Origin of the sequence: Thalassospira sp. HJ, from assembly GCF_000948415.1 — a bacterium.
GTDB lineage: Bacteria > Pseudomonadota > Alphaproteobacteria > Rhodospirillales > Thalassospiraceae > Thalassospira.
On sequence record NZ_JYII01000010.1, the window covers coordinates 508,474 to 529,060 of the forward strand.

The 20,587-nt window shown below is 54.0% G+C and carries 14 protein-coding genes; 8 read left to right on the forward strand and 6 right to left on the reverse strand.

Features of this window, described 5'->3' with window-relative positions:
• Positions 1–2: 2 nt before the first annotated feature.
• From UF64_RS07750 to UF64_RS07760, 3 genes are all read right to left on the reverse strand, one after another.
• Positions 3–875 carry a DMT family transporter gene (locus UF64_RS07750; protein WP_044828005.1) on the reverse strand — a complete coding sequence of 291 codons (873 nt, stop codon included), beginning with the start codon at positions 873–875 and terminating at the stop codon, positions 3–5.
• Positions 876–1,114: 239 nt separating this feature from the next.
• Positions 1,115–2,938 (reverse strand): ATP-binding cassette domain-containing protein, encoded by a 1,824-nt coding sequence (locus UF64_RS07755; protein WP_044828006.1) that lies wholly within the window; start codon positions 2,936–2,938, stop codon positions 1,115–1,117.
• Positions 2,939–3,075: 137 nt separating this feature from the next.
• Positions 3,076–3,813: a TerB family tellurite resistance protein gene (locus UF64_RS07760; RefSeq protein WP_044828007.1), complete on the reverse strand. Its 738-nt coding sequence runs from the start codon at positions 3,811–3,813 to the stop codon at positions 3,076–3,078.
• Between the two features lie 248 nt (positions 3,814–4,061).
• On the opposite strand from UF64_RS07760, the gene UF64_RS07765 reads away from it, so the two are divergent.
• The 8 genes from UF64_RS07765 (at position 4,062) to UF64_RS07800 (ending at position 17,896) form a co-directional block, all read left to right on the forward strand.
• Positions 4,062–6,059: a methyl-accepting chemotaxis protein gene (locus UF64_RS07765; protein WP_082049621.1), complete on the forward strand. Its 1,998-nt coding sequence runs from the start codon at positions 4,062–4,064 to the stop codon at positions 6,057–6,059.
• A 324-nt stretch (positions 6,060–6,383) separates the two neighbouring features.
• The gene (locus UF64_RS07770; RefSeq protein ID WP_052657501.1) at positions 6,384–8,327 is read left to right on the forward strand and encodes a methyl-accepting chemotaxis protein; all 1,944 of its coding nucleotides are present in this window, start codon (positions 6,384–6,386) and stop codon (positions 8,325–8,327) included.
• 139 nt (positions 8,328–8,466) lie between these two features.
• Positions 8,467–8,976: a winged helix DNA-binding protein gene (locus tag UF64_RS07775; protein ID WP_044828010.1), complete on the forward strand. Its 510-nt coding sequence runs from the start codon at positions 8,467–8,469 to the stop codon at positions 8,974–8,976.
• A 283-nt stretch (positions 8,977–9,259) separates the two neighbouring features.
• Positions 9,260–10,234: a TRAP transporter substrate-binding protein gene (locus UF64_RS07780; RefSeq protein WP_044828011.1), complete on the forward strand. Its 975-nt coding sequence runs from the start codon at positions 9,260–9,262 to the stop codon at positions 10,232–10,234.
• Between the two features lie 141 nt (positions 10,235–10,375).
• Positions 10,376–10,888, forward strand: a complete 513-nt coding sequence (locus UF64_RS07785) for a TRAP transporter small permease (protein ID WP_044828012.1) — start codon at positions 10,376–10,378, stop codon at positions 10,886–10,888.
• A gap of 9 nt (positions 10,889–10,897) precedes the next feature.
• Positions 10,898–12,199 (forward strand): TRAP transporter large permease, encoded by a 1,302-nt coding sequence (locus UF64_RS07790; RefSeq protein ID WP_044828013.1) that lies wholly within the window; start codon positions 10,898–10,900, stop codon positions 12,197–12,199.
• A gap of 68 nt (positions 12,200–12,267) precedes the next feature.
• Complete coding sequence (locus UF64_RS07795) at positions 12,268–15,909, forward strand: hydantoinase B/oxoprolinase family protein (protein ID WP_044828014.1); 3,642 nt, start codon at positions 12,268–12,270, stop codon at positions 15,907–15,909.
• 310 nt (positions 15,910–16,219) lie between these two features.
• A complete protein-coding gene (locus UF64_RS07800) occupies positions 16,220–17,896 on the forward strand; it encodes an FMN-binding glutamate synthase family protein (protein WP_044828015.1) in 1,677 nt (558 codons plus the stop codon).
• A 27-nt stretch (positions 17,897–17,923) separates the two neighbouring features.
• Here the strand turns inward: UF64_RS07800 and UF64_RS07805 are convergent, their stop codons facing one another.
• From UF64_RS07805 to UF64_RS07815, 3 genes are all read right to left on the reverse strand, one after another.
• Positions 17,924–19,357: a hypothetical protein gene (locus tag UF64_RS07805; protein ID WP_044828016.1), complete on the reverse strand. Its 1,434-nt coding sequence runs from the start codon at positions 19,355–19,357 to the stop codon at positions 17,924–17,926.
• A gap of 143 nt (positions 19,358–19,500) precedes the next feature.
• Positions 19,501–19,758: a YjhX family toxin gene (locus tag UF64_RS07810; RefSeq protein ID WP_044828017.1), complete on the reverse strand. Its 258-nt coding sequence runs from the start codon at positions 19,756–19,758 to the stop codon at positions 19,501–19,503.
• A 232-nt stretch (positions 19,759–19,990) separates the two neighbouring features.
• The gene (locus tag UF64_RS07815) at positions 19,991–20,467 is read right to left on the reverse strand and encodes a GNAT family N-acetyltransferase (protein ID WP_044828018.1); all 477 of its coding nucleotides are present in this window, start codon (positions 20,465–20,467) and stop codon (positions 19,991–19,993) included.
• Between the last annotated feature and the right edge of the window lie 120 nt (positions 20,468–20,587).

Here is a 20,587-nt window from a genome sequence, read left to right on the forward strand (position 1 = left end):
GATCAATCCATGCCCTGGACTTTGCGATGTACCGGTTTGCGAAGCATGATGACGCCAACGCCACACAGAACAACAATGCCGCCAATAATCTTCAGGATCGAGAAGGTCTCGTCAAAGACAAGAAATGATCCCAGAACACTGATCACCGGCGCCAGAAGCGACCATGGCACAACCATGTTCACATCCTGCGTCTTGAGCAAATGATACCAGAAGCCATAGGCGACAATGGATGACATCACCACGGTAAAGCTGAGGTTCGCCCAAGCCACCCAGCTTGCCGTAAGAACCGCCTGATAGGCATTGGGTTCAAAGATCAGCGACAGGATCAAAAGTTGCGGGGCGGCCATAACAGCCATCCAGCCATTCAGTTGGAAGGTGTTGATATCGCCCAGTTTCTTGATCATCACATTGGCAACCGCCCACATGAAGGCAGCAAACACCACCAGCAACAGCGGCAATTGCAGGTCTGTCATTGTCGGGTCCCAGAACATGATGGTAACCCCGATAAAGGCAAGCGCCATGCCTGACAGGCGTTTCCAGCCCAAGCGATCATTAAAGAAATAGGTTGCCAGCATCGATGAGAACGGCACGCCCAGAAGAATGATAATCGCGACCGGACCCGCATCAATCATCGAAAGCGCATAAAACAGAACCCCAAAATGCAGACTGCCGAACGTGACCGAGATAATGGCAAGCTTGCCCAGACGTCCACGAGGCATGCGCGCAAACGGCACAAGCAGGATGGCAACCGCGGCAAAGCGAATGGCGGTCAGCATAAAGGGCGGAATTTCACCAACCGCACCCTTCACGGTCAGCATATTAATGCCCCAGATAACGGCAACGGACAGGGCCATCAGCATGGCTTTGATCGGCATGAGGCAAGCTTTCAGAACAAGGGCGACATCGTTTTGATGCCTGATGGGTGGTGGTCCTGGCCTGCCAAAGTGCAAGACCAAGTGTTTCCTTGATCGCCTGTTTTGCATCAAAGAACAAATGAGTTGTTTTCAACTCAGGCCTCAAGTGTGACCGAGCTCAAGTGTGGCCGAATATGTGTGGGCGGTAAAGTCTTGGGCGTGCTTCGCTGGTTATCTTGGCGAGTGGATGCCCGGTCAGGTCAGGCCTGACCGAGTTCTTCGCGCATCATTTCAAGTTCAAGCCAGCGTTCTTCGGAGGATTCAAGTTCTGCGCGCGCCGCATCCAGACGGTCGACCTTTTTCTGGAAGCCATCCGGGTCCTTGGTAAACAGGCTGCTATCCGATAGTGCATCTTCAAGGGTTGCGATTTCGCTTTCCAGCTTGGCCATGGCACCTGGCAGCTTGTCATATTCGCGCTGATCCTTATAGCTCAGCTTGCCGGATGGTTTTGACTTGGGTGCGGATGCCTGTGCGGTCTTTTTGACCTGTTTGGCGGCAGCCTTTTCTTCCTTGGCCGCTTCGGCGCGTGAAAGTTTGCGCTGGGCAATATAGTCGGAATAGCCACCGGCATATTCGATGGCGGTGCCATCGCCTTCCATCACGATGGAGGATGTGACCACGCGATCAAGGAAGTCACGATCGTGGCTGACCAGAAGAAGCGTGCCTTCATAGTCGCTGAGCATCTCCTGCAGCAGATCCAACGTATCCATATCCAGATCGTTGGTCGGCTCATCCATGATCAGAAGGTTGGTCGGTTTCGCCAGCTGTTTGGCCAGCAACAGCCGGTTGCGTTCGCCACCTGAAAGCGCGCCAACCGGGCTTCTTGCCTGTTTTTCGTCAAACAGGAAGTCACGCAGGTAACTTACGACATGGCGTGGATTGCCACGCACCATGACCTGATCGCCGCCAACATCGCATAGCGTATCCCAAAGGGTCTTGGTGTCATCAAGGGCGACGCGTTTCTGATCGAAGTAGCTGGGGTTTAGGTTCGTACCGATCTTGATCGTGCCGCTATCGGGTTCCAACTGCCCGGTCAGCATTTTCAGAAGTGTGGTTTTACCTGCACCATTCGGGCCGATAATGCCGACCTTGTCACCGCGCATGATACGGGTGGAAAAGTCCGAGATGATCGGACGGTCGCCAAAAGATTTGGCGATGTCGGTTGCCTCGATCACGACCTTGCCCGATGTTTCACCGGCGTCTGCGGCGAGCGAGACGTTGCCAATGCGATCAACCTGTTTGGAACGTTGTTCGCGCATGTCATACAGTCTGCGCAGGCGGCCCTGGTTACGTTTGCGGCGTGCGGAAATGCCCTGTACCGACCAGACGGTTTCCTGTGCGATCAGTTTATCAAGCTTGGCGCGTTCCTCGGCTTCCTTGCGATAGATTTCCTCGGACCATTCCTCGAACTGGGAAAAGTTGATCGCACCCTGATGCATGACACCGCGATCAAGCCACAACACACCATTTGAGACGGCATTCAGGAATGCACGGTCGTGCGAGATCACGACAACGGCACCCCGGAAATTCTTGATTTCGCCTTCAAGCCATTCAATGGTCGGCAGATCAAGGTGGTTGGTCGGCTCATCAAGCAACAAGACTTGCGGATCGGCAATCAGGGCACGCGCAATGGCGGCCCGGCGACCTTCACCACCGGAAAGCTGTTTGGGGTCGGATTTGGGATCGATATCGACAGATGCCAGCAACATGTCGGCGCGATAGGCATATTCCTGTTCATGGTCATCAAGTGCGGCAAGAACGAAATCCTCGACCGTGTCATACCCGTCGAATTTCGGTTCCTGATTAAGGTAGGCCACCTTGCAGCCCGGCTGCACAAACCGTTCGCCGCCATCGGGCTCTATTTCACCGGCAATGATTTTCAAAAGCGTCGATTTGCCGCCACCATTGCGCCCGACAAGGCACAGACGATCACGATCGCCAATGGCAAATGATACATCGGAAAACAGGTCATTCCCGCCAAAGGTCAGGTGAATGTCATTTATATTGATCAGCGGTGGCGCCATGGGAAAACCGACAAGTTTGAAAATAAAACAGGGTCACAATAACCGGCCCCCTGCAAACAGCAAATCGGGCGCTGTTGCAAGGGAAATCATATCAGGGTGGGATGCCATAAGATGGCCGGGTGATTTAGTTCGGACAATTACCGAATGCCACGTTCCTTGCGGATTTGATCCCAGGCGGCATTGATCCGCGCCATCTTGTCATTGGCCTGCTCGATAAATTCGGGCGGCATCCCCTTGGCAATCAGGGTGTCGGGATGGTTTTCGCGCGACAATTTGCGGTGTGCTGATTTCAATTCTTCATCACTGGCATCACGCGTCAGGCCAAGCTGTTCGTAGGGATCGGGGCCGTTTGATGCGGTAAAGGCATGATGCACCCGGTCAAAGTCGACATCGGCAAAGCCAAAGATATGGGCGACCTTTTTCAGGTAGTCCTGTTCGGCCGGGTGCAATTCGCCGTCGGCCATGGCGATCTGATAAAGCGCCTCAAGCACGCCTTCAAGGATGGCGCGCTCACCACGGAACATGGTTGCCATCTGGCGGGCATAAACTTCAAACCCGTCAGAAGACGTTCGCGCCATGTCAAAGATACGCCCGACATTCTTTTCTTCGCCGGGCGGAATGTGAAACACGCGCTTGAAGGTGTTGATTTCATCGCGCGAGACATGTCCATCCACCTTGGCCATCTTGGCAGCAAGGACGATCACGCCGGTGGCAAAGGCAATCTGACGATGATCATGGCCGCCAATTTGTGGCCCGCGCATGCCGCCCTTTATCTTGTCGACCACATGGCCTGCTGCCGCACCCAGGATTGCACCCAATGGTCCGCCTAAGGCGAAACCTGCGGTCCCGCCAATAATTTTGCCCCAGATGCTCATGGGTGATCTTAATCCTGTTTGTTGTCGTGCGGTAAGGGAAGAAAAGTTCGCCCGGTGCCCAAGGCACAAACATAGTGCGCAAGCCACGAAAAGAAATGGGCAAATTCACGGGTGGTATTTCTAAAGGTAGTGCTAATTAACAATTGGTCTATACTTTAGTGTTTATATATCTACTGATGGTAGAATGCTTTATGATGTTGAAATAACGAACAAAAAGAACACGAACATCAGGAATGTGGGGTGGAAACATGTCTTTCTTGTCGCGTATGAAACTGGTTTACCAGATTTCGTTGCTTAGTATCGTCGCATTGGTGATTTTCGCCATTGTTGGAATTACCCAATTTGTTGCCGATCAACAGCGTCAGGCAGCGCAAGAGATCGCCAAGGCCGCAAGTGTGGATTCCCGGACCGTTGGTCTTGTTTCGCGGGCGTTTCTTGATGCCCGACGTCATGAGAAGGATTTTGTCCTTCGACGAAGCGAGGAATATGTCACCGCCCATGCAGGGGCGGCGGAGGAAATCCGGGCCGGGCTAAAAGAACTCGCGGGGCGCGAAGAGCTTGGCGGTCTTCTTGAACAGGTCGGCCTGGCCCAAACAGCTGTCGACAATTATGTCGCCGAGTTTGCCACCGTTGTCGATCTTCAGCGCAAGGTCGGTCTGGATCCAAGTTCTGGATTGCTGGGCGAAATGCGCAATGCCGCGTCGGAAGTCGAAACCGCTTTGGGGGAAGTGGCGAAGCTTGAAGCGATGTTGGGGCTAAGCGGTACCAAGGATCTGTCGATTGCCGTTCTGCAGATGCGCCGGGACGAAAAGGATTTCCTTGCCCGTCTTGATCCGGCCTATGTCGAAAGTGTCGAGGCAACCGGCAAGCAGTTTGCGACGGCCCTTGCACAGGCGGGCAGCATTCAGGACGAAAAGAAACAGCAGCTTGGCAAGCTGATGGATTCCTATCTGGCGAACTTCAAAACGCTGGCGGATGCAGTTCTTGAGCGTGAAGCATCGCTGGAGCGTCTAAGTGGCTATTACGCGGCGGTCGAGCCCATTCTGGCAACACTCGACAATGAAGTTCGAACGGTCGCAGAAAATATGCAGCGCCGGGCTGAGGAAATCGCCCATACCGGTGTTCAGGTGACCTTTGCCATCTTTATCGCCGGTGCGATCATCATGATCTTGATGTCGACCATACTGGCGCGTGCAATTGTTCGGGCGATCACTGGCCTGACGACCAAGATGGCGCGACTGGCGAAAAACGATTTTGACGTCAAGCTCGATGAAGCGGACCGCAAGGACGAGATCGGTGAAATGGGCCGGTCCGTGGTTGTTTTCCGCGAAAACGGGTTGGAGCGGCAAAAACTCGAAGTCCAGCAGCGCGAACTTGATGAAAAACAGCGCCAGCGTATCGAACAACAGGAACAGCATATTCGCGAGTTTGACGATGATGTCGTCGCGATGATGAGCGAAGTGGGCACCGCCGTGCAGCAGCTTCATTCTGTGTCCGAGCTGTTGCGCAATAGTGCTGATACAGCCAACCAGCAATCAACGACCGTTTCTGCTGGCAGTGAAGAGGCTTCTTCGAACGTACAACTCGTGGCAACGGCTGCGACCGAACTTTCGGCCTCGATCCACGAGATCGCGGGTCAGATCAGCGATACTTCGAAAATGGCTGCGACGGCCAGTGACCGTGCCCAAACCACCAATGACGACATTCAGGGTCTGAATGCCGCGGCGGTGCGGATCGGCGAGGTCATTAACCTGATCAGCGATATCGCAGAACAGACCAACCTTCTGGCTCTGAACGCAACGATCGAGGCTGCGCGTGCCGGTGATGCCGGCAAGGGCTTTGCGGTTGTTGCAAGCGAGGTCAAGAACCTTGCCAATCAGACCGCCAAGGCGACCGAGGATATCTCAAGCCAGATCAACGATATCCAGCAGGCAACGCAATCGGCTGTCGATGCGATTGATGCCATCGTTCAAATGATCACCGATATCAGTGAACGGGCGTCTTCGGTTGCGGCGGCAGTGGAACAGCAGACCGTTGCCACCAGCGAGATTTCGGAAAATGTCGAACAGGCCGCATCGGCAACCAGCGAAATCTCAAACGCCATGCAGGGTGTATCATCTGCTGTTGCCGAAACCAGCGAGGCAGCCAACGATGTCCGCGGATCGGCCGACAATCTGGGCCGCCAGAGCGACGGGCTCAGCGAGCGGATCGATACGTTCCTTGCGAAAATGCGCTCCATCTCATAAGGCGATTTAGCGAGACTTCATTTCAGGATTGAAATTGGAACAAGGGGAAAGAGTGATCTTTCCCCTTGTTTTGTTGTGCCTGAGTTCAAATGTGAATCACTTGAGTAAGAGCAGGCACCAGGCGGGCATCATGAATGTCTTGCCGTGGCTTTGAAGCCAAATGTTTTCCCGGCAATTGGGGATGAGGTCCCCAAACTTGGGCTGGCGGGTGCGTGAGGTGTCTTCATTTCGTTGTTGAATAGAACCTGCGCATTTGCCGGAGAGCGATCAGCCGTGGCACATGCGACGTAACTGCTGGGGGTCAGTATGAATTTTCTTTCCAGAATGAAGCTTCTCTATCAAATATCGCTGATTGGTGGGGTGGCGCTGCTTATTTTTGTTGTTGTCGGTGTCGTGCAATTCGTTGCCGAGCAACAGAGACAGTCAGCCGAGGAGATCGCTGAAACAGCGCTCGACAACAAGCTCGTCGCTGACGCGATTTCGAAGGATTTTCTCAATGCCCGCCGGCGTGAAAAGGACTTCCTGCTTCGGAAGGATGAGGAATACGTCACGCAGCATGCGGAAGTTGTTGCTGAAGTGAATATTGGTCTGGCGCAGTTGGAAGATGCGCCAACTTTGGAAGCTTATGATGCGCAACTTGCCGCCATCATTTCGGCCTTTGCAAACTATTCGGCCAAGTTCTCGACCGTCGTCGAACTTCAGCGTGAAATTGGCCTGAACGAAGAAGAAGGCCTGTTGGGGCGGTTGCGGGGATCTGTGCACAACGTCGAAGAGGCGTTGAAGAAATATAATGCCGATAACCTGACCGTCATCATGTTGATGATGCGTCGCCACGAGAAGGATTTTCTGGCACGTCTTGATCCGAAATATGTCGGGCGCATTGATGATCGCCTTGCCGAATTTGCTCCTGCACTTGCGACGTCAAGCATCCCCGCCAGTGAAAAAACGGAAATCACCAATCTGATGAAGTCATATGTCACTGACTTCAAAGCTCTGTCGGAAAAGATCCTTCAGCGCGAGGCCGAGCTTGGCTTCCTGTCTGATTTTTATGCCGAGGCCGAACCGCTTTTGGATGAGATCAGTCTGGCAATTGGCGAAACTGCGCAAGGCGAAATGCTGCGTGCTGAAAAAATTGCGACCACCAGTTTGACCGTCACAGTTGTGATGTATGCGGTCGGCGTGCTTGCACTGATGGTGCTGTCGCTATTGTTGTCACGGGCAATTGTGCGCGCGATTTCTGGCCTGACAACAAAGATGACCCGGTTGGCGGAAAACGACTTTGATGTCGATATCAATGAAGTGAACCGGGCCGACGAGATTGGCGAGATGGGACGTGCGGTTCTGGTGTTCCGTGAAAACGGTATCGAGCGCATCAAGCTTGAAGCCGCCCAGAAAGCCGAAGATGAAAAACGTCGCAAACGCATGGAAACACAGGAACGTTATATCAAGGAGTTTGATGAGGCTGTCGTTGCCGTCATGGCAGATGTCGGCACCGCGGTTGAGCAACTCCATCAGGTATCCAATGTCCTGCGTAGCAGTGCAGAAACGGCGACAAACCAGTCAATGGTCGTTTCATCAGGTGCCGAAGAGGCATCTTCGAATGTTCAACTGGTTGCAACGGCTGCGACCGAACTGTCCGCCTCGATCAGTGAGATTTCCGGTCAGGTGACGGAAACATCGAGCATGGCGCAATCAGCAACAGAGCGTGCGCGTCATACAAACGATAATATTCAGGGATTGAATGACTCTGCGATCAAGATTGGCGAGGTGATCAGCCTGATCAGCGACATCGCCGAGCAAACCAACCTTCTGGCCCTGAACGCGACGATCGAGGCGGCCCGTGCCGGTGATGCTGGCAAGGGCTTTGCCGTGGTCGCAAGCGAGGTCAAAAACCTTGCCAATCAGACCGGCAAGGCGACCGAGGATATCACAACCCAGATCAACGATATCCAGCAGGCAACAGGTCTTGCCGTCGATGCCATCGACGAGATCGTCAAAATGATCTCGGACATCAGCGAAAGGGCCGCTGCGGTTGCCGCTGCAGTAGAACAGCAAACAGTTGCCACGGCGGAGATTTCGCAAAACGTTGAACAGGCCGCCGCCGGGACCGAGGAAATTTCGGCCGCGATGCAAGGGGTGTCGGCAGCCGTGAACGAAACCAATGCAGCGGCCGGTGATGTCAATCAGTCGGCGGATAATCTTGGGCATCAAAGTGGTGATCTGCGATCCCAGATTGATGGTTTCCTGGAACGGATGCGAGCACTTTAACGACGAATTGTCGATAAGTATAAGGCGGCGAGGGGTTTACCTTGCCGCCTTTATCGCGATAAAATTCCGACAAATTTCCAACAATGCTGGTCACGTTTGCCGTGATTGACCAGAAGAACCGCATAACAGGAAACGTCGGATGGCTGATAAAACGCGCATTGTCTCCTCGTCACATCTTGTCTCGGAACGCGCAGCCGAGCTTTCAGAACTTGAATTCGCCCTGATCCTGTCGGGCAACGCGTTTAACCGCTGGATGGTGCGTTGCATGCGTGCGGCCGGTATGCCCGATGTGTCGGTTCTTGATATTCTGGTTCTGCACAACGTCAATTCGCGTGAACGCGAAAAAAGCCTGTCCGAGGTTTGCTTTGTGCTGAATGTCGAAGACAGCCACCTTGTGAACTATTCCCTTAAAAAGCTTCGCAAGCTTGGTCTGGTTGATGGGGTCAAGCGCGGCAAGGAAGTGCATTACGCAACAACCGCTGCAGGCCGCGACATGTGTGAGAAATATCGCCAGGTGCGTGAAGACTGCCTTGTTGAAACCTTCCAGCGGCTGGGCGTGAACGCAGAGGAAGTAGGCGATGTTGCCAAGACGCTTCGCGCAATTTCCGGCGTTTACGATCAGGCATCCCGCGCGGCGAGCTCGATCTAGGGGCCAGCCCAAAGCAAATCGCACATTTTTCTTGGTATCATCCTAAAAGATTACGGGCGGCAGATCAGAAGGACTGCCGCCCGTTTTCTGTTGCGGGACAACGGATTGGCAATGATCCGGTATTTCACAGGGATGTACTCGGGTTGCAGTTTTTGCATGGTAGTTATGAAACAACATTGACAATTTATCGGTAAAATGTGATCAATGTGTCGGGAGGCTACTTTGGAGTCTCGGTACACGAAAGCGTGTATCGGCTTGCATCACACACAGGGAGACTTGAAAAATGTTGAAAAAAGCACTTTCAACCGTCGCAGTTGCAGCGATCACCATGTCAGCCGGTTTCGCATCCGCTGAAGAAACCTGGGACATGGCAACACCGTATCCGGACGCGACGTTCCACACCCAGAACATCATCGAATTTGCCAAGGACGTAAATGAAGCATCCGGCGGCGAACTCAACATCACTGTTCATTCCGGTGGTTCGCTATTCAAGCATGCTGACATCAAACGTTCGGTTCAGCGCGGCCTGATCCCGATCGGCGAAACACTGATTTCGCTGCTGGCGAACGAAAACCCGATCTACACCGTTGACGCGATCCCGTTCCTGGCGACTTCCTATGAAGATGCCGAGAAACTTTGGGAAGTATCGCGCGCTGGCATCGAAGCAGCCCTTGCTGAAGACGGCCTTAAAGTTCTTTATGCTGTTCCGTGGCCGGCACAGGGTCTTTACACCGCAGACGAAGTCAATACCGTTGCTGACCTCGAAGGTGTGAAGTTCCGTGCATATAACGCCACCACGTCTGAACTGGCGTCCCTGACCGGCATGGTTGCGACCCAGGTTGAAGTTCCGGAAATCCCGACCGCCTTTGCCACCGGCATTGTCGAAGCGATGATCACCTCGCCGTCGACCGGTGCGAACTCCAAGGCTTGGGACTTCGTTTCGAACTTCTATGACGTTCAGGCATGGCTTCCGAAAAACATGGTTGTTGTAAGTGCAGCAGCATTCGATGGCCTTTCTGCCGACGTTCAGGCTGCCGTTCTTGAAGCGGCTGCCAAAGCCGAGACCCGCGGTTGGGAAATGAGCATGGCAGAAGCCGAAGAGAAAAAGAAAATTCTCTCTGACAACGGCATGAACGTTGCTGCACCGAGTGCAGAACTCAAAAACGGTCTGGCAGAAGCTGGCGACAAGATGGTTGCTGGTTGGCTCGAAAAAACCGGCGATGAAGGCAAAGCCATCATCGACGCGTTCAAGAACTAATATCCGGTTCCTGCCAATTGCCGGGGCCGGACGGTTGTCGTCATCCGTTCGGTCCCGGACAATCCGCACATTTTAATGTTACTGTCCGTTCATTACGATAAGTCGCTTTGGGGATAATCGTTGGCGGAAAGGGGGACTGCTGTGCGCAGACTGCTAGATTATTTATTCAAATTCAGTGCCGTTCTGGCGGCCGCATTCCTGGTAATCATCGCGCTGCTGATCCTGGCTCAGTCCTTGGGGCGCCTTGTCGGGATCGCCGTTCACGATGCCAATGAACTGGCCGGGTTCTCGCTTGCTGCCGGTACGTTCCTTGCCCTTGGTCCTGCACTTCGTGCCGGCACCCATATCCGGGTCATGATCGTTCTTTCCCACCTTAAAGGCGGTGTCCGCCGTTTGGTCGAAGCGATCACCCTTCTGGTTGCGATCTATCTTGCCGGTTACTTCGCCTGGTGGATGGCGGTTCTGGCCCAGGAAAGCTTTTCGTATGGCGATACGTCGCCCGGCGTTCTGGCCTTCCCGCTGTGGATCCCGCAAACCGCCATGGCGTTTGGACTTGTTGTCTTTACCATCGCACTGCTCGAAGCATTTGTTGATCTTCTGGCTGGCCGCGAACCCGCTTTCGTCAGCGGCGAAGCAAACGAACTGAACGAGTAGGGGGCGGTCATGGACGTACTTCAAATCGGTTTAATCCTGATGGGCCTGCTGTTCCTGTTTCTGGGCGCTGGTCTGTGGGTTGCACTTGCACTTTTTGCCATTGGTGTTTTTGCCATTGATGTTTTCACAAGCGGCCAAACCGGTCCGATTATCGCCACCACAGCATGGTCAAGCCTTGCGACCTGGTCATTGGCACCGCTGCCGCTGTTTATCTGGATGGGTGAAATCCTGTTCCGGTCTCGCCTTTCAGAAGACATGTTCACCGGGCTTGCCCCGTGGCTGAACAAGCTTCCGGGCCGGTTGTTGCATGTGAACATTCTGGGGTGTGGTATCTTTGCGGCTGTGTCTGGTTCGTCCGCGGCGACTGCTGCGACCATCGGGCGCATGTCGATCCCCGAACTTCGTAAACAGGGCTATGCCGATAGCCTGATCCTTGGCACGCTTGCCGGTTCCGGTACGCTGGGTCTTCTGATCCCACCGTCGATCATTCTGATTGTTTATGGTGTCTCGGCCGAACTTTCCATTGCCCGTCTGTTCATCGCCGGCGTCATTCCTGGTGCCATGCTGATCGTCATGTTCATGAGCTTCGTTGGCATCTGGGCCACGATCAACAAGGACAAGATGCCAGCAGCTGAACCGAGCATCCCGTTTGCCGAAAAAATCCATGCATCGGGTCGTCTGATCCCGGTCATTCTTCTGATCTCTGCTGTGATCGGTTCGATCTATGGCGGGGTTGCCACCCCGACCGAGGCTGCGGCATTCGGTGTGGTTGGCGCGTTGATCCTCTCAGGCCTTAGCGGTTCGCTTTCCAAGGAAAGTCTGCTTGATGGCATCATGGGGGCGACCCGCACATCCTGCATGATCTGCTTTATCCTTGCAGGGGCGGCGGTACTGACGGTTGCCATGGGCTTTACCGGTGTGCCGCGCGAATTGGCGGCCTGGATCGCCCATATGGAATTGTCGCCTTATGCACTGCTTGGCGCACTGACCATTTTCTTCATCGTCCTTGGCTGCTTCCTTGACGGGATTTCGGTGGTGGTTCTGACCACTTCGGTGATCCTGCCGATGGTGCAGGCCGCGGGCATCGACCTTCTGTGGTTTGGCATCTATGTGGTGCTGGTGGTCGAAATGTCACAGATCACGCCACCGGTCGGCTTTAACCTTTTCGTGCTGCAAGGCCTGACAGGCAAGAACCTGTTCAAGATTGCAGTTGCTGCCTTGCCATTCTTTTTCCTGCTGTTGTTTGCCGCCCTTCTGATCACCGTCTTCCCGGGGATCGTGACCTGGCTGCCAACGCAGATGAGTGGCTAACGGCGATCGACTGGACTGAATTAAATATTCGAATTTTCTGACTACAGATGCCTTAAGGAGTGCGCATCATGGCACCGCTCGACCAAAATTCGCCCACCTCGCAGACGACCGGACAGCCGAAATGGCAGTTCTGGATTGATCGCGGCGGCACCTTTACCGATATCGTTGCCCGCAAGCCCAATGGCACGCTTGTCACCCACAAGCTGCTTTCGGAAAACCCCGAACGCTACAAGGACGCTGCCATTCAGGGCATCCGCGAGCTGCTTGAGGTTGCTGAGGGCGAGAAAATCCCGGCTGAGAAGATCGAAGCCGTCAAGATGGGCACCACGGTCGCAACCAACGCCCTGCTGGAGCGTAAGGGTGATCGCACCGTGCTGGTTACCACCAAGGGCTTCCGCGATGCGCTGCGTCTCGCCTATCAGAACCGCCCGCGACTGTTTGATCGCAACATCATTCTGCCGGAAACGCTTTATGAAACCGTGATCGAGACTGCGGGCCGCTTCAACGCGCAGGGTCACGAGCTCGAAGGCATGGACCTTGATGCGCTGCGTGCTGACCTGCAGAAGGTCTATGACAGCGGCATTCGTGCCTGTGCCATCGTCTTCATGCATGGTTATCGCTATACCGCCCATGAACTGGCAGCCGAAAAGGTTGCCCGCGACATCGGCTTTACCCAGGTTTCGACCAGCCACCAGGTCAGCCCGCTGATGAAGCTGGTTTCGCGCGGTGATACCACCGTGGTTGATGCCTATCTGTCGCCGATCCTGCGTCGTTATGTCGAACAGGTTGCTGGTGAGCTGGGTGGCGTGAAGCTGATGTTCATGCAGTCGAACGGCGGTCTGACCGATGCGGCCAAGTTCCAGGGCAAGGACGCCATTCTGTCCGGTCCTGCTGGTGGTGTGGTCGGCATGGTCCGTACGGCCGAAATGGATGGCTACAAGCAGGTTATCGGCTTCGACATGGGTGGTACTTCGACCGACGTTTCGCACTATGACGGCGAATACGAACGCGATTTCGAAACCCAGGTTGCCGGTGTGCGCATGCGTGCACCGATGATGAAAATCCACACGGTTGCCGCCGGTGGTGGCTCGATCCTGCATTTTGACGGTGCGCGTTTCCGCGTTGGCCCGGACAGTGCCGGTGCAAACCCGGGCCCGGCGGCCTATCGCCGTGGTGGTCCGCTGGCGGTTACCGACATCAACGTCATGCTGGGCAAGGTTCAGCCGGACTTCTTCCCGAATGTGTTTGGTCCCGAAGGCGACGAGCCGCTTAATGCCGAAGCCGTCCGCAAGGGCTTCGAGGAAATGGCGGCTGACATCGAAAAGAATACCGGCCAGATCCGCACCCCCGAAGAAGTCGCCGAAGGCTTCCTGCGCATTGCCGTTGAAAACATGGCAAACGCCATCAAGCAGATCTCGGTACAGCGCGGCTACGACGTCAGCGACTATATCCTGCAGTGCTTTGGCGGTGCCGGTGGTCAGCATGCCTGTCAGGTGGCCGACACCCTTGGCATGACCAAGGTCTTTGTTCATCCGTTCGCGGGCGTTCTGTCGGCCTATGGCATGGGCCTTGCCGATATCCGCGCCATGCGTGAGCAGGCCGTAGAAGGCCAGCTTGCCGCCAGTGGCCTTGCCGACCTTGATAAGCAGCTGGATGCGTTGGCTGTTGACGCCCTGGCTGAGCTGAAAGAGCAGGGCATTTCTGATGACAAAATCAGCCTGCTGAAACGCCTGCATCTCCGTTATGACGGTACCGACACCCCGCTGATCGTTGATTTCGGCGATGTCGATGCCATCAAGGCCCAGTTCGAAGAACAGCACAAGCAGCGCTATGGTTTTGTCATGAGCGAGAAGCCGCTGGTCGTTGAAGCCGTCGCGGTCGAAGCCATTGGCGAAACCCAGAGCCTGCCGTCTGCCATGGCTGAACTGGGTGGCGCGGAAGTCATGCTCAAGCCGCTGGCGACCCGTCCGGTCGTGTTTGATGGCAAAACCGAACAAACCCCGTTCTACAAACGTGAAAACCTGAAACCGGGTGCGACCGTTCGTGGTCCGGCGGTTATCGTCGAGCCGGTTGGCACCACCGTGATCGATCCGGGCTGGGAAGCCAAGGTGAATGGCCTTGATCATTTGATCCTGAACCGTGTTGTGCCGATGAAACGGACCGAGGCAATTGGGACCCAGGCCGATCCGGTGATGCTTGAAGTGTTCAACAACCTGTTCATGAACATTGCCGAGCAGATGGGTGTCACTCTTGCCAACACCTCCTACTCGGTCAACATCAAGGAACGTCTGGACTTCTCGTGCGCGGTGTTTGATCAGGAAGGTCTTCTGATTGCCAACGCCCCGCATATGCCCGTCCACCTTGGATCGATGGGTGAGTCGGTTCAGGCCGTGATCAATAACAACGCCGGGAAGATGAAGCCGGGCGATGTTTATATGCTCAATGACCCGTATAACGGCGGCACGCACCTGCCCGACATCACCCTGATCACGCCGGTCTTTGGTGATGATGGTAAGGAAGTACTGTTCTATGTCGCATCGCGTGGTCACCATGCCGATGTTGGCGGCATCACCCCAGGCTCCATGGCGCCGAATTCCCGCGTTCTTGAAGAAGAAGGCGTTCTGATCAACAACTTCAAACTGGTTGATCAGGGGGCGTTTGATGAAAAAGGTCTGACCGATCTTCTCGAAGGTGCAAAATACCCGGCACGTAACCCCTATCAGAACATCGCCGATCTGCGCGCACAGATCGCGGCCAATGAAAAGGGTGTGCAGGAACTGCGCAAGATGGTCGATCACTTTGGCCTTGATGTGGTGCATGCCTATATGCAGCACGTTCAAGACAACGCCGAAGAAAGCGTGCGTCGTGTCATCGATGTGCTGAAAGACGGCGAATACGCTTATGAGATGGACAATGGTGCGGTCGTCCGCGTCAAGGTCACCATCGACAAGGCTACCCGTTCGGCAACGGTCGATTTCACCGGCACGTCCGATCAGCTCGATAACAACTTCAATGCGCCGTCTGCGGTGACCCGTGCGGCTGTGCTCTATGTCTTCAGAACGCTTGTTGATGATGACATTCCGCTCAATGCCGGGTGCCTGAAGCCGGTCAACCTGATCGTGCCCGAAGGATCGATGCTTAATCCGCGTTATCCGGCCGCCGTCGTTGCCGGTAACGTCGAAACCAGCATGCATGTCACCGATACGCTTTATGCCGCCCTTGGTGTGCTTTCGGGTGGTCAGGGCACGATGAACAACTTCACCTGGGGCAATGATACGCACCAGTATTACGAAACCATCTGTGGCGGTACCGGTGCCGGGCCTGACTTTGATGGTACGGCAGCTGTTCATTCGCACATGACCAACTCGCGCCTGACCGATCCGGAAGTTCTTGAATGGCGCTTCCCGGTCCTGCTCGAAAGCTTCGAAATCCGCAAGAGTTCCGGCGGTGCGGGCAAGCACAAGGGCGGCGATGGTGCGATCCGTCGTGTTCGTTTCCTTGAAGACATGACCGCATCGATCCTGTCCAACCACCGTCGTGTGCCGGTTCAGGCATGCCAGGGTGGGGAACCCGGCCAGCTTGGCCGTAATGCCATCGAACGGATCGACGGCACGGTGATCGAGCTCAAGGGCACCGACGGTGCGGAAATGCATCCGGGCGATGTCTTTGTCATCGAAACTCCGGGCGGTGGCGGTTACGGCAAGGCCTGACCGCCCACCCAACCAGATGTCCCGGGCCGGGAATGTGTTCCCCCCTTAAACACCTGATGTTTCCGGTCCCCAAAGCCGCCTTGCTCCCTGTTGCAAGGCGGCTTTTTCTTGATGTTATAAAGATCGTCCCTACATGCAATTCACGTGGGGTTTCATTAAAAATCAACGACATTGCCATTGAGGCCCGTGGTCAAATCAACGATGATCATGGATGTTGCTGCTATCTTGGATGCGAAATACCAGATGCCTGCCCGCACAGGCGGTATTTCGGGGGATCAGATCGGCCTGAACAGGACAGGAAGAGAGCACCGTGAAATTCTTCATATTGAACCAGCGCTATTTCGTGATCGCGAGTGTTGTGGTTTTGGCTTTGGCCTCAGTGGTCCTTGCGCTGGCGATGGATAGCTGGTTCTGGGTGCCGGCTGCAATTTTCGGTGTGCTGGTGCTGGTGGGGTTGCATGACCTTTATCAGAACAAGCACTCCATCCTGCGCAACTATCCGATCAGTGCGCATATTCGTTTCATCCTCGAAAGCTTCCGTCCGGAAATCCGCCAATACCTGCTTGAAAGCGATCAGGACGAAATCCCGTTCAGCCGTCAGGCACGCGGTCTTGTCTATCAGCGCGCCAAGGGTGTCGAAGACAAACGCCCGTTCGGCACGATCGAGGAAGTCTATAAATCCGGCTATTCCTGGATCACCCATTCCGTCGCGCCCAAGCACATCACGGACACCGATTTCCGGGTGCGTGTTGGCGGGCCGCATTGCAAGCAGCCCTATGATTGCAGCCTCTATAACATCTCGGCCATGAGCTTTGGGGCGCTGTCGGGCAACGCGATCCTGGCGCTCAACAAGGGTGCGAAAAAAGGCGGTTTTGCCCATGACACCGGCGAAGGCAGCATTTCACGCTATCACCGCGAAGGCGGTGGCGATCTGATTTATCAGGTGGCGTCGGGCTATTTCGGCGCGCGCAACGAAGATGGCAGCTTTTCCGAGGAAAAGTTTGCCGTCACGGCTGCCGATCCGCAGGTCAAAATGATCGAGGTAAAGCTGAGCCAAGGCGCAAAACCCGGCCATGGCGGCATGTTGCCATCAGCCAAGATTACCCCGGAAATCGCCGAGGCGCGTGGTATTCCGATGGGGCAGGATTGTGTGTCTCCGGCTGCGCACAGCGTCTTTAATACGCCAATTGGCCTGATGGAATTCATCGGTCGCTTGCGCGATCTTTCGGGTGGCAAACCGGTCGGTTTCAAGCTGTGTATTGGCCACCGTCGCGAATTCATGTCGATCATCAAGGCGATGCTTAAAACCGGCATCACGCCTGACTTTATCGTGGTCGATGGCAAGGAGGGCGGCACCGGTGCGGCCCCGGTCGAATTTGCCAACCGTGTCGGCATGCCGATGCAAGAAGGTCTGACCTTTGTCCATAATGCGCTCCGTGGCGCTGGCATCCGTGATCAGATCAAGATTGGTGCTGCGGGCAAGATCGTCTCTGCCTTTGATATCGCGCGTACGCTGGCGCTTGGGGCCGACTGGTGTAACGCCGCGCGTGGCTTCATGTTTGCACTGGGCTGCATTCAGGCCCAAAGCTGTCATACCAACTGCTGCCCTGTCGGCATCGCGACACAGGATAAAATCCGCCAGCGCGCCCTTGATCCGGGTGACAAAAGCGAACGCGTTGCGCGCTTCCATAAAAACACCATGCATGCACTGGCTGAAATCACCGGGGCTGCCGGTTTGACCGATCCGCGCAATTTCATGCCCTATCACTTCATGGTGCGCCAGAAAGACAACGAATTCGTTGATGGCAACGAAGCCTATCCTTACCTTCCCGAAGGCTTCCTGTTGCAAGATACCGAACTTCCGGAACTCCACGAATGGCATTCCCGCTGGGGCCGCGCCTCAGCCGAAACCTTTGATCCCAAGGAAATACCTACCGGCCCCTATAAACGGGCACAGGCCATTGCGGGAGAGAAGGCTGCTCAATAAAGGCAGAGAGACAAGACTCTCTAAGATTCAGTATGTGTCTAAGAAGTATTGAATTATATGGCTTGTTGCTCCGCAGATTACCTTAAGGTTGCTTGGGGTACTGTTGCCCGCGTCGTTATGAATATTATTTTCTAAGTCGCGAACCATAGTGCGACTTTGTAGGTTTTGAAGAGATTCAACAATCTTATGAGGCAATGCGTCGGGGTTTTGTTGGGAAAAGTTGATAAGATCTCCAAGCCCTATTTTCTTTTTCCGGCCCCCTTGGGAGATGGCGGGGAAAGTTAGTATCAACCCACGCTCTAGGAGTGCGCGAATAAGAAAAGAAAGAGATAGTGTGGGGACAGTTGATAGATTGCTTAGGCTTCTTGCTTCTGCAGCCAAGTGCGATAAACGGCTATCTTTTGTGTTCTTGTAATTAAGGTTGTTCAAAAGGACAGGACGTAAGTATCGAGGTGATCCATCATTCGGATCGGGTTCACTAGTTTGCGACAGTTTGGATGCTTGCTGAGGAAACTCAACAACTGATGATTTTATCGTTCCATCCTTAAAGGAAAAATCGAACTTTCCACTAGTCTTTTCGTTTTCAGCGTGCTCGTTAATGGGAAAGCAGTTTTTTAAATACTTTCCAACGCTCGATCCTTTCTGAAATCGGTGCTCAGTATTCCGTTTTTGCGACACAATGCAGTGACGGCAAATTTCGGTGATTACCTCTTCATTTTTGGGGAACTTAACATTTATCGATCCATCTTCTAGAAAAAGCTTGTGCCCGAAGTGATCCTTGATTTTGTTGTTAAATACCACGTCAAGGTAAGGTTCTATATCAACAGTCGCGTCTCTTAGGATCTCTTTTTCAGAATCGCTCAGAAACGGTGTCATTAGCGTATGATTGATGCATGCGAAATATCTTACATATTTGTAGATATCGTCGTTTGTTTCTTCGAAGTAACTAGATACTTCTTCAATTGGCACATTTTCGCTCAAGAAGTTCTGAGCTGCATTGATTCGGCGGCGTAGGTTCCAGTGTTTGCGATTGTACTTTGAGAGATGAAGTTTAGCGATAATTGGATTTGATACTTGTCTCGTCGGAACCGTTTGAACTTCAAGCTTCTGAATGTTCTTTCGTAGGTTCTCATCAATCGTAGGAATCTGCCTTGCAAGATGCTCTTTTGAGACAAGAGATGGACGCAAGAGAATTTTGCAGGCAGCGACGCGTCGATTACCTTCTAGAACTACGTATTCGTCATCTTGCTTTAAGCAAATTATTTGTTCGGCAGGGAATAGACCGCCCACTTCATGAATTTTTTTAGCTAGATCAATTACTTCTTCAAACTGAACTAGATAGGAAATTGCAAGCAAGTCACTGTTCTTTGCGTAATCGTCAAGCCGTGGATTATCTACATCCAGAACGATCTTATCTATCGGTACTTCTGGTTCATACTCCCAGTGAGTGCGATCTATCATACTTCTGAAGCCCCTGAATAACCCAAAACCTCTAATATACTTTGGCTGTTAAAGTCACGGTGCGTCAATCTAAGATTGCGTTTTAGTGGAGGGTGTTCTCGTTGAATGCAAAGCCCGGCTGCTAAAGCAGCCGGGCTTTGCTGTTAGCGTTGACATAGTTCTGCGCGAACTGCCAGGAGCCCGTCACGGGTGATGCGATAGGGGGCACCCCCTTGTGAGCGGATCAGGCGGCGTTTGCGCAATTTCTTGAAGACATCAAGCGTACATGCGGTCAGAAACCATCCGTCGCGTGTGATGCAATCTTCTTCGAGAACATGGTTTTTGTCGTCCTTGATCACTTTGATCAGGCCGCCTTGAGCGAGTGCATGAAGCACGCGCTGTTCATTTTTTGAAATATTCATCGGTCAAAGTCCGAAAACCAGTTGGTAAAACGGTTTCCGATCGGGACGGGCACAACAGTACCGGTCACGCGCACCCGGTTTTAAGGTCGGGCAGGCGGTCCGATCTGCTGATCAGCGGTCTTGCGTTGAAAGACTCAAGGCTGTCAAACCGCGATCAGCGGCTGTGCCGGGACTCTGACATAAAATCTCCGATTAAGGTTCGGACGCAAAGTTGTCCGATTGCGCGCATTTGTCAAGCTGCGCGCTGCATTTCGACCATGGGAACCTTGTGGTCATTGACCGGGCCGGTCACCATAAAGCCGAATTTGCGATAAAACGCCTTGGCACGTTCATTGGTCACCGGAACGGTCAGGCGGACATTGCTGCGCACGCCGATTTCGGCTAGGACATCAAGAGCGGCAATCATCAATGCCTTGCCCGCACCACTGCCTTGGGCCGTCGGATCAACAACGATCCAGCGGATTTCAGGTGCATCGTGAATGGCAATGACATAGCCCAGAAGAACCTCATCACGCGCGGCGACATACACAGAATGATTGTCAGATTCTATGCCCGCAACAAATGCGTCAATGGCTGCTTCGGTCAGGCTGTGGGCGAAGGTGCTGGTTGCTTCGTCAAGTTCCTCGACAAGGCAGCAGGCCTCTGTTGCGCGCTCCGAAATCGCACGCACGTTTGGCAAATCGTTTGCAGTGCCTTTGCGTATCTGCATGTTTTGCACTCTAAGTCATTGTTCTTTCGGGCGGACCCTTTGGGAAGAGTTTCTCCCAAAAAGAATACCGGGAGGTTAATGCCACAGTGCTCGCCACAGCGGGGATGACATTTCGGTTAT

Bases quoted from the DNA above. Each gene is read 5' to 3' on its own strand.
- UF64_RS07750 (WP_044828005.1), bottom strand. From the start codon at position 875: ATGCCGATCAAAGCCATGCTGATGGCCCTGTCCGTTGCCGTTATCTGG.
- UF64_RS07755 (WP_044828006.1), bottom strand. From the start codon at position 2,938: ATGGCGCCACCGCTGATCAATATAAATGACATTCACCTGACCTTTGGC.
- UF64_RS07760 (WP_044828007.1), bottom strand. From the start codon at position 3,813: ATGAGCATCTGGGGCAAAATTATTGGCGGGACCGCAGGTTTCGCCTTA.
- UF64_RS07765 (WP_082049621.1), top strand. From the start codon at position 4,062: ATGTCTTTCTTGTCGCGTATGAAACTGGTTTACCAGATTTCGTTGCTT.
- UF64_RS07770 (WP_052657501.1), top strand. From the start codon at position 6,384: ATGAAGCTTCTCTATCAAATATCGCTGATTGGTGGGGTGGCGCTGCTT.
- UF64_RS07775 (WP_044828010.1), top strand. From the start codon at position 8,467: ATGGCTGATAAAACGCGCATTGTCTCCTCGTCACATCTTGTCTCGGAA.
- UF64_RS07780 (WP_044828011.1), top strand. From the start codon at position 9,260: ATGTTGAAAAAAGCACTTTCAACCGTCGCAGTTGCAGCGATCACCATG.
- UF64_RS07790 (WP_044828013.1), top strand. From the start codon at position 10,898: ATGGACGTACTTCAAATCGGTTTAATCCTGATGGGCCTGCTGTTCCTG.
- UF64_RS07795 (WP_044828014.1), top strand. From the start codon at position 12,268: ATGGCACCGCTCGACCAAAATTCGCCCACCTCGCAGACGACCGGACAG.
- UF64_RS07805 (WP_044828016.1), bottom strand. From the start codon at position 19,357: ATGATAGATCGCACTCACTGGGAGTATGAACCAGAAGTACCGATAGAT.
- UF64_RS07810 (WP_044828017.1), bottom strand. From the start codon at position 19,758: ATGAATATTTCAAAAAATGAACAGCGCGTGCTTCATGCACTCGCTCAA.
- UF64_RS07815 (WP_044828018.1), bottom strand. From the start codon at position 20,467: ATGCAGATACGCAAAGGCACTGCAAACGATTTGCCAAACGTGCGTGCG.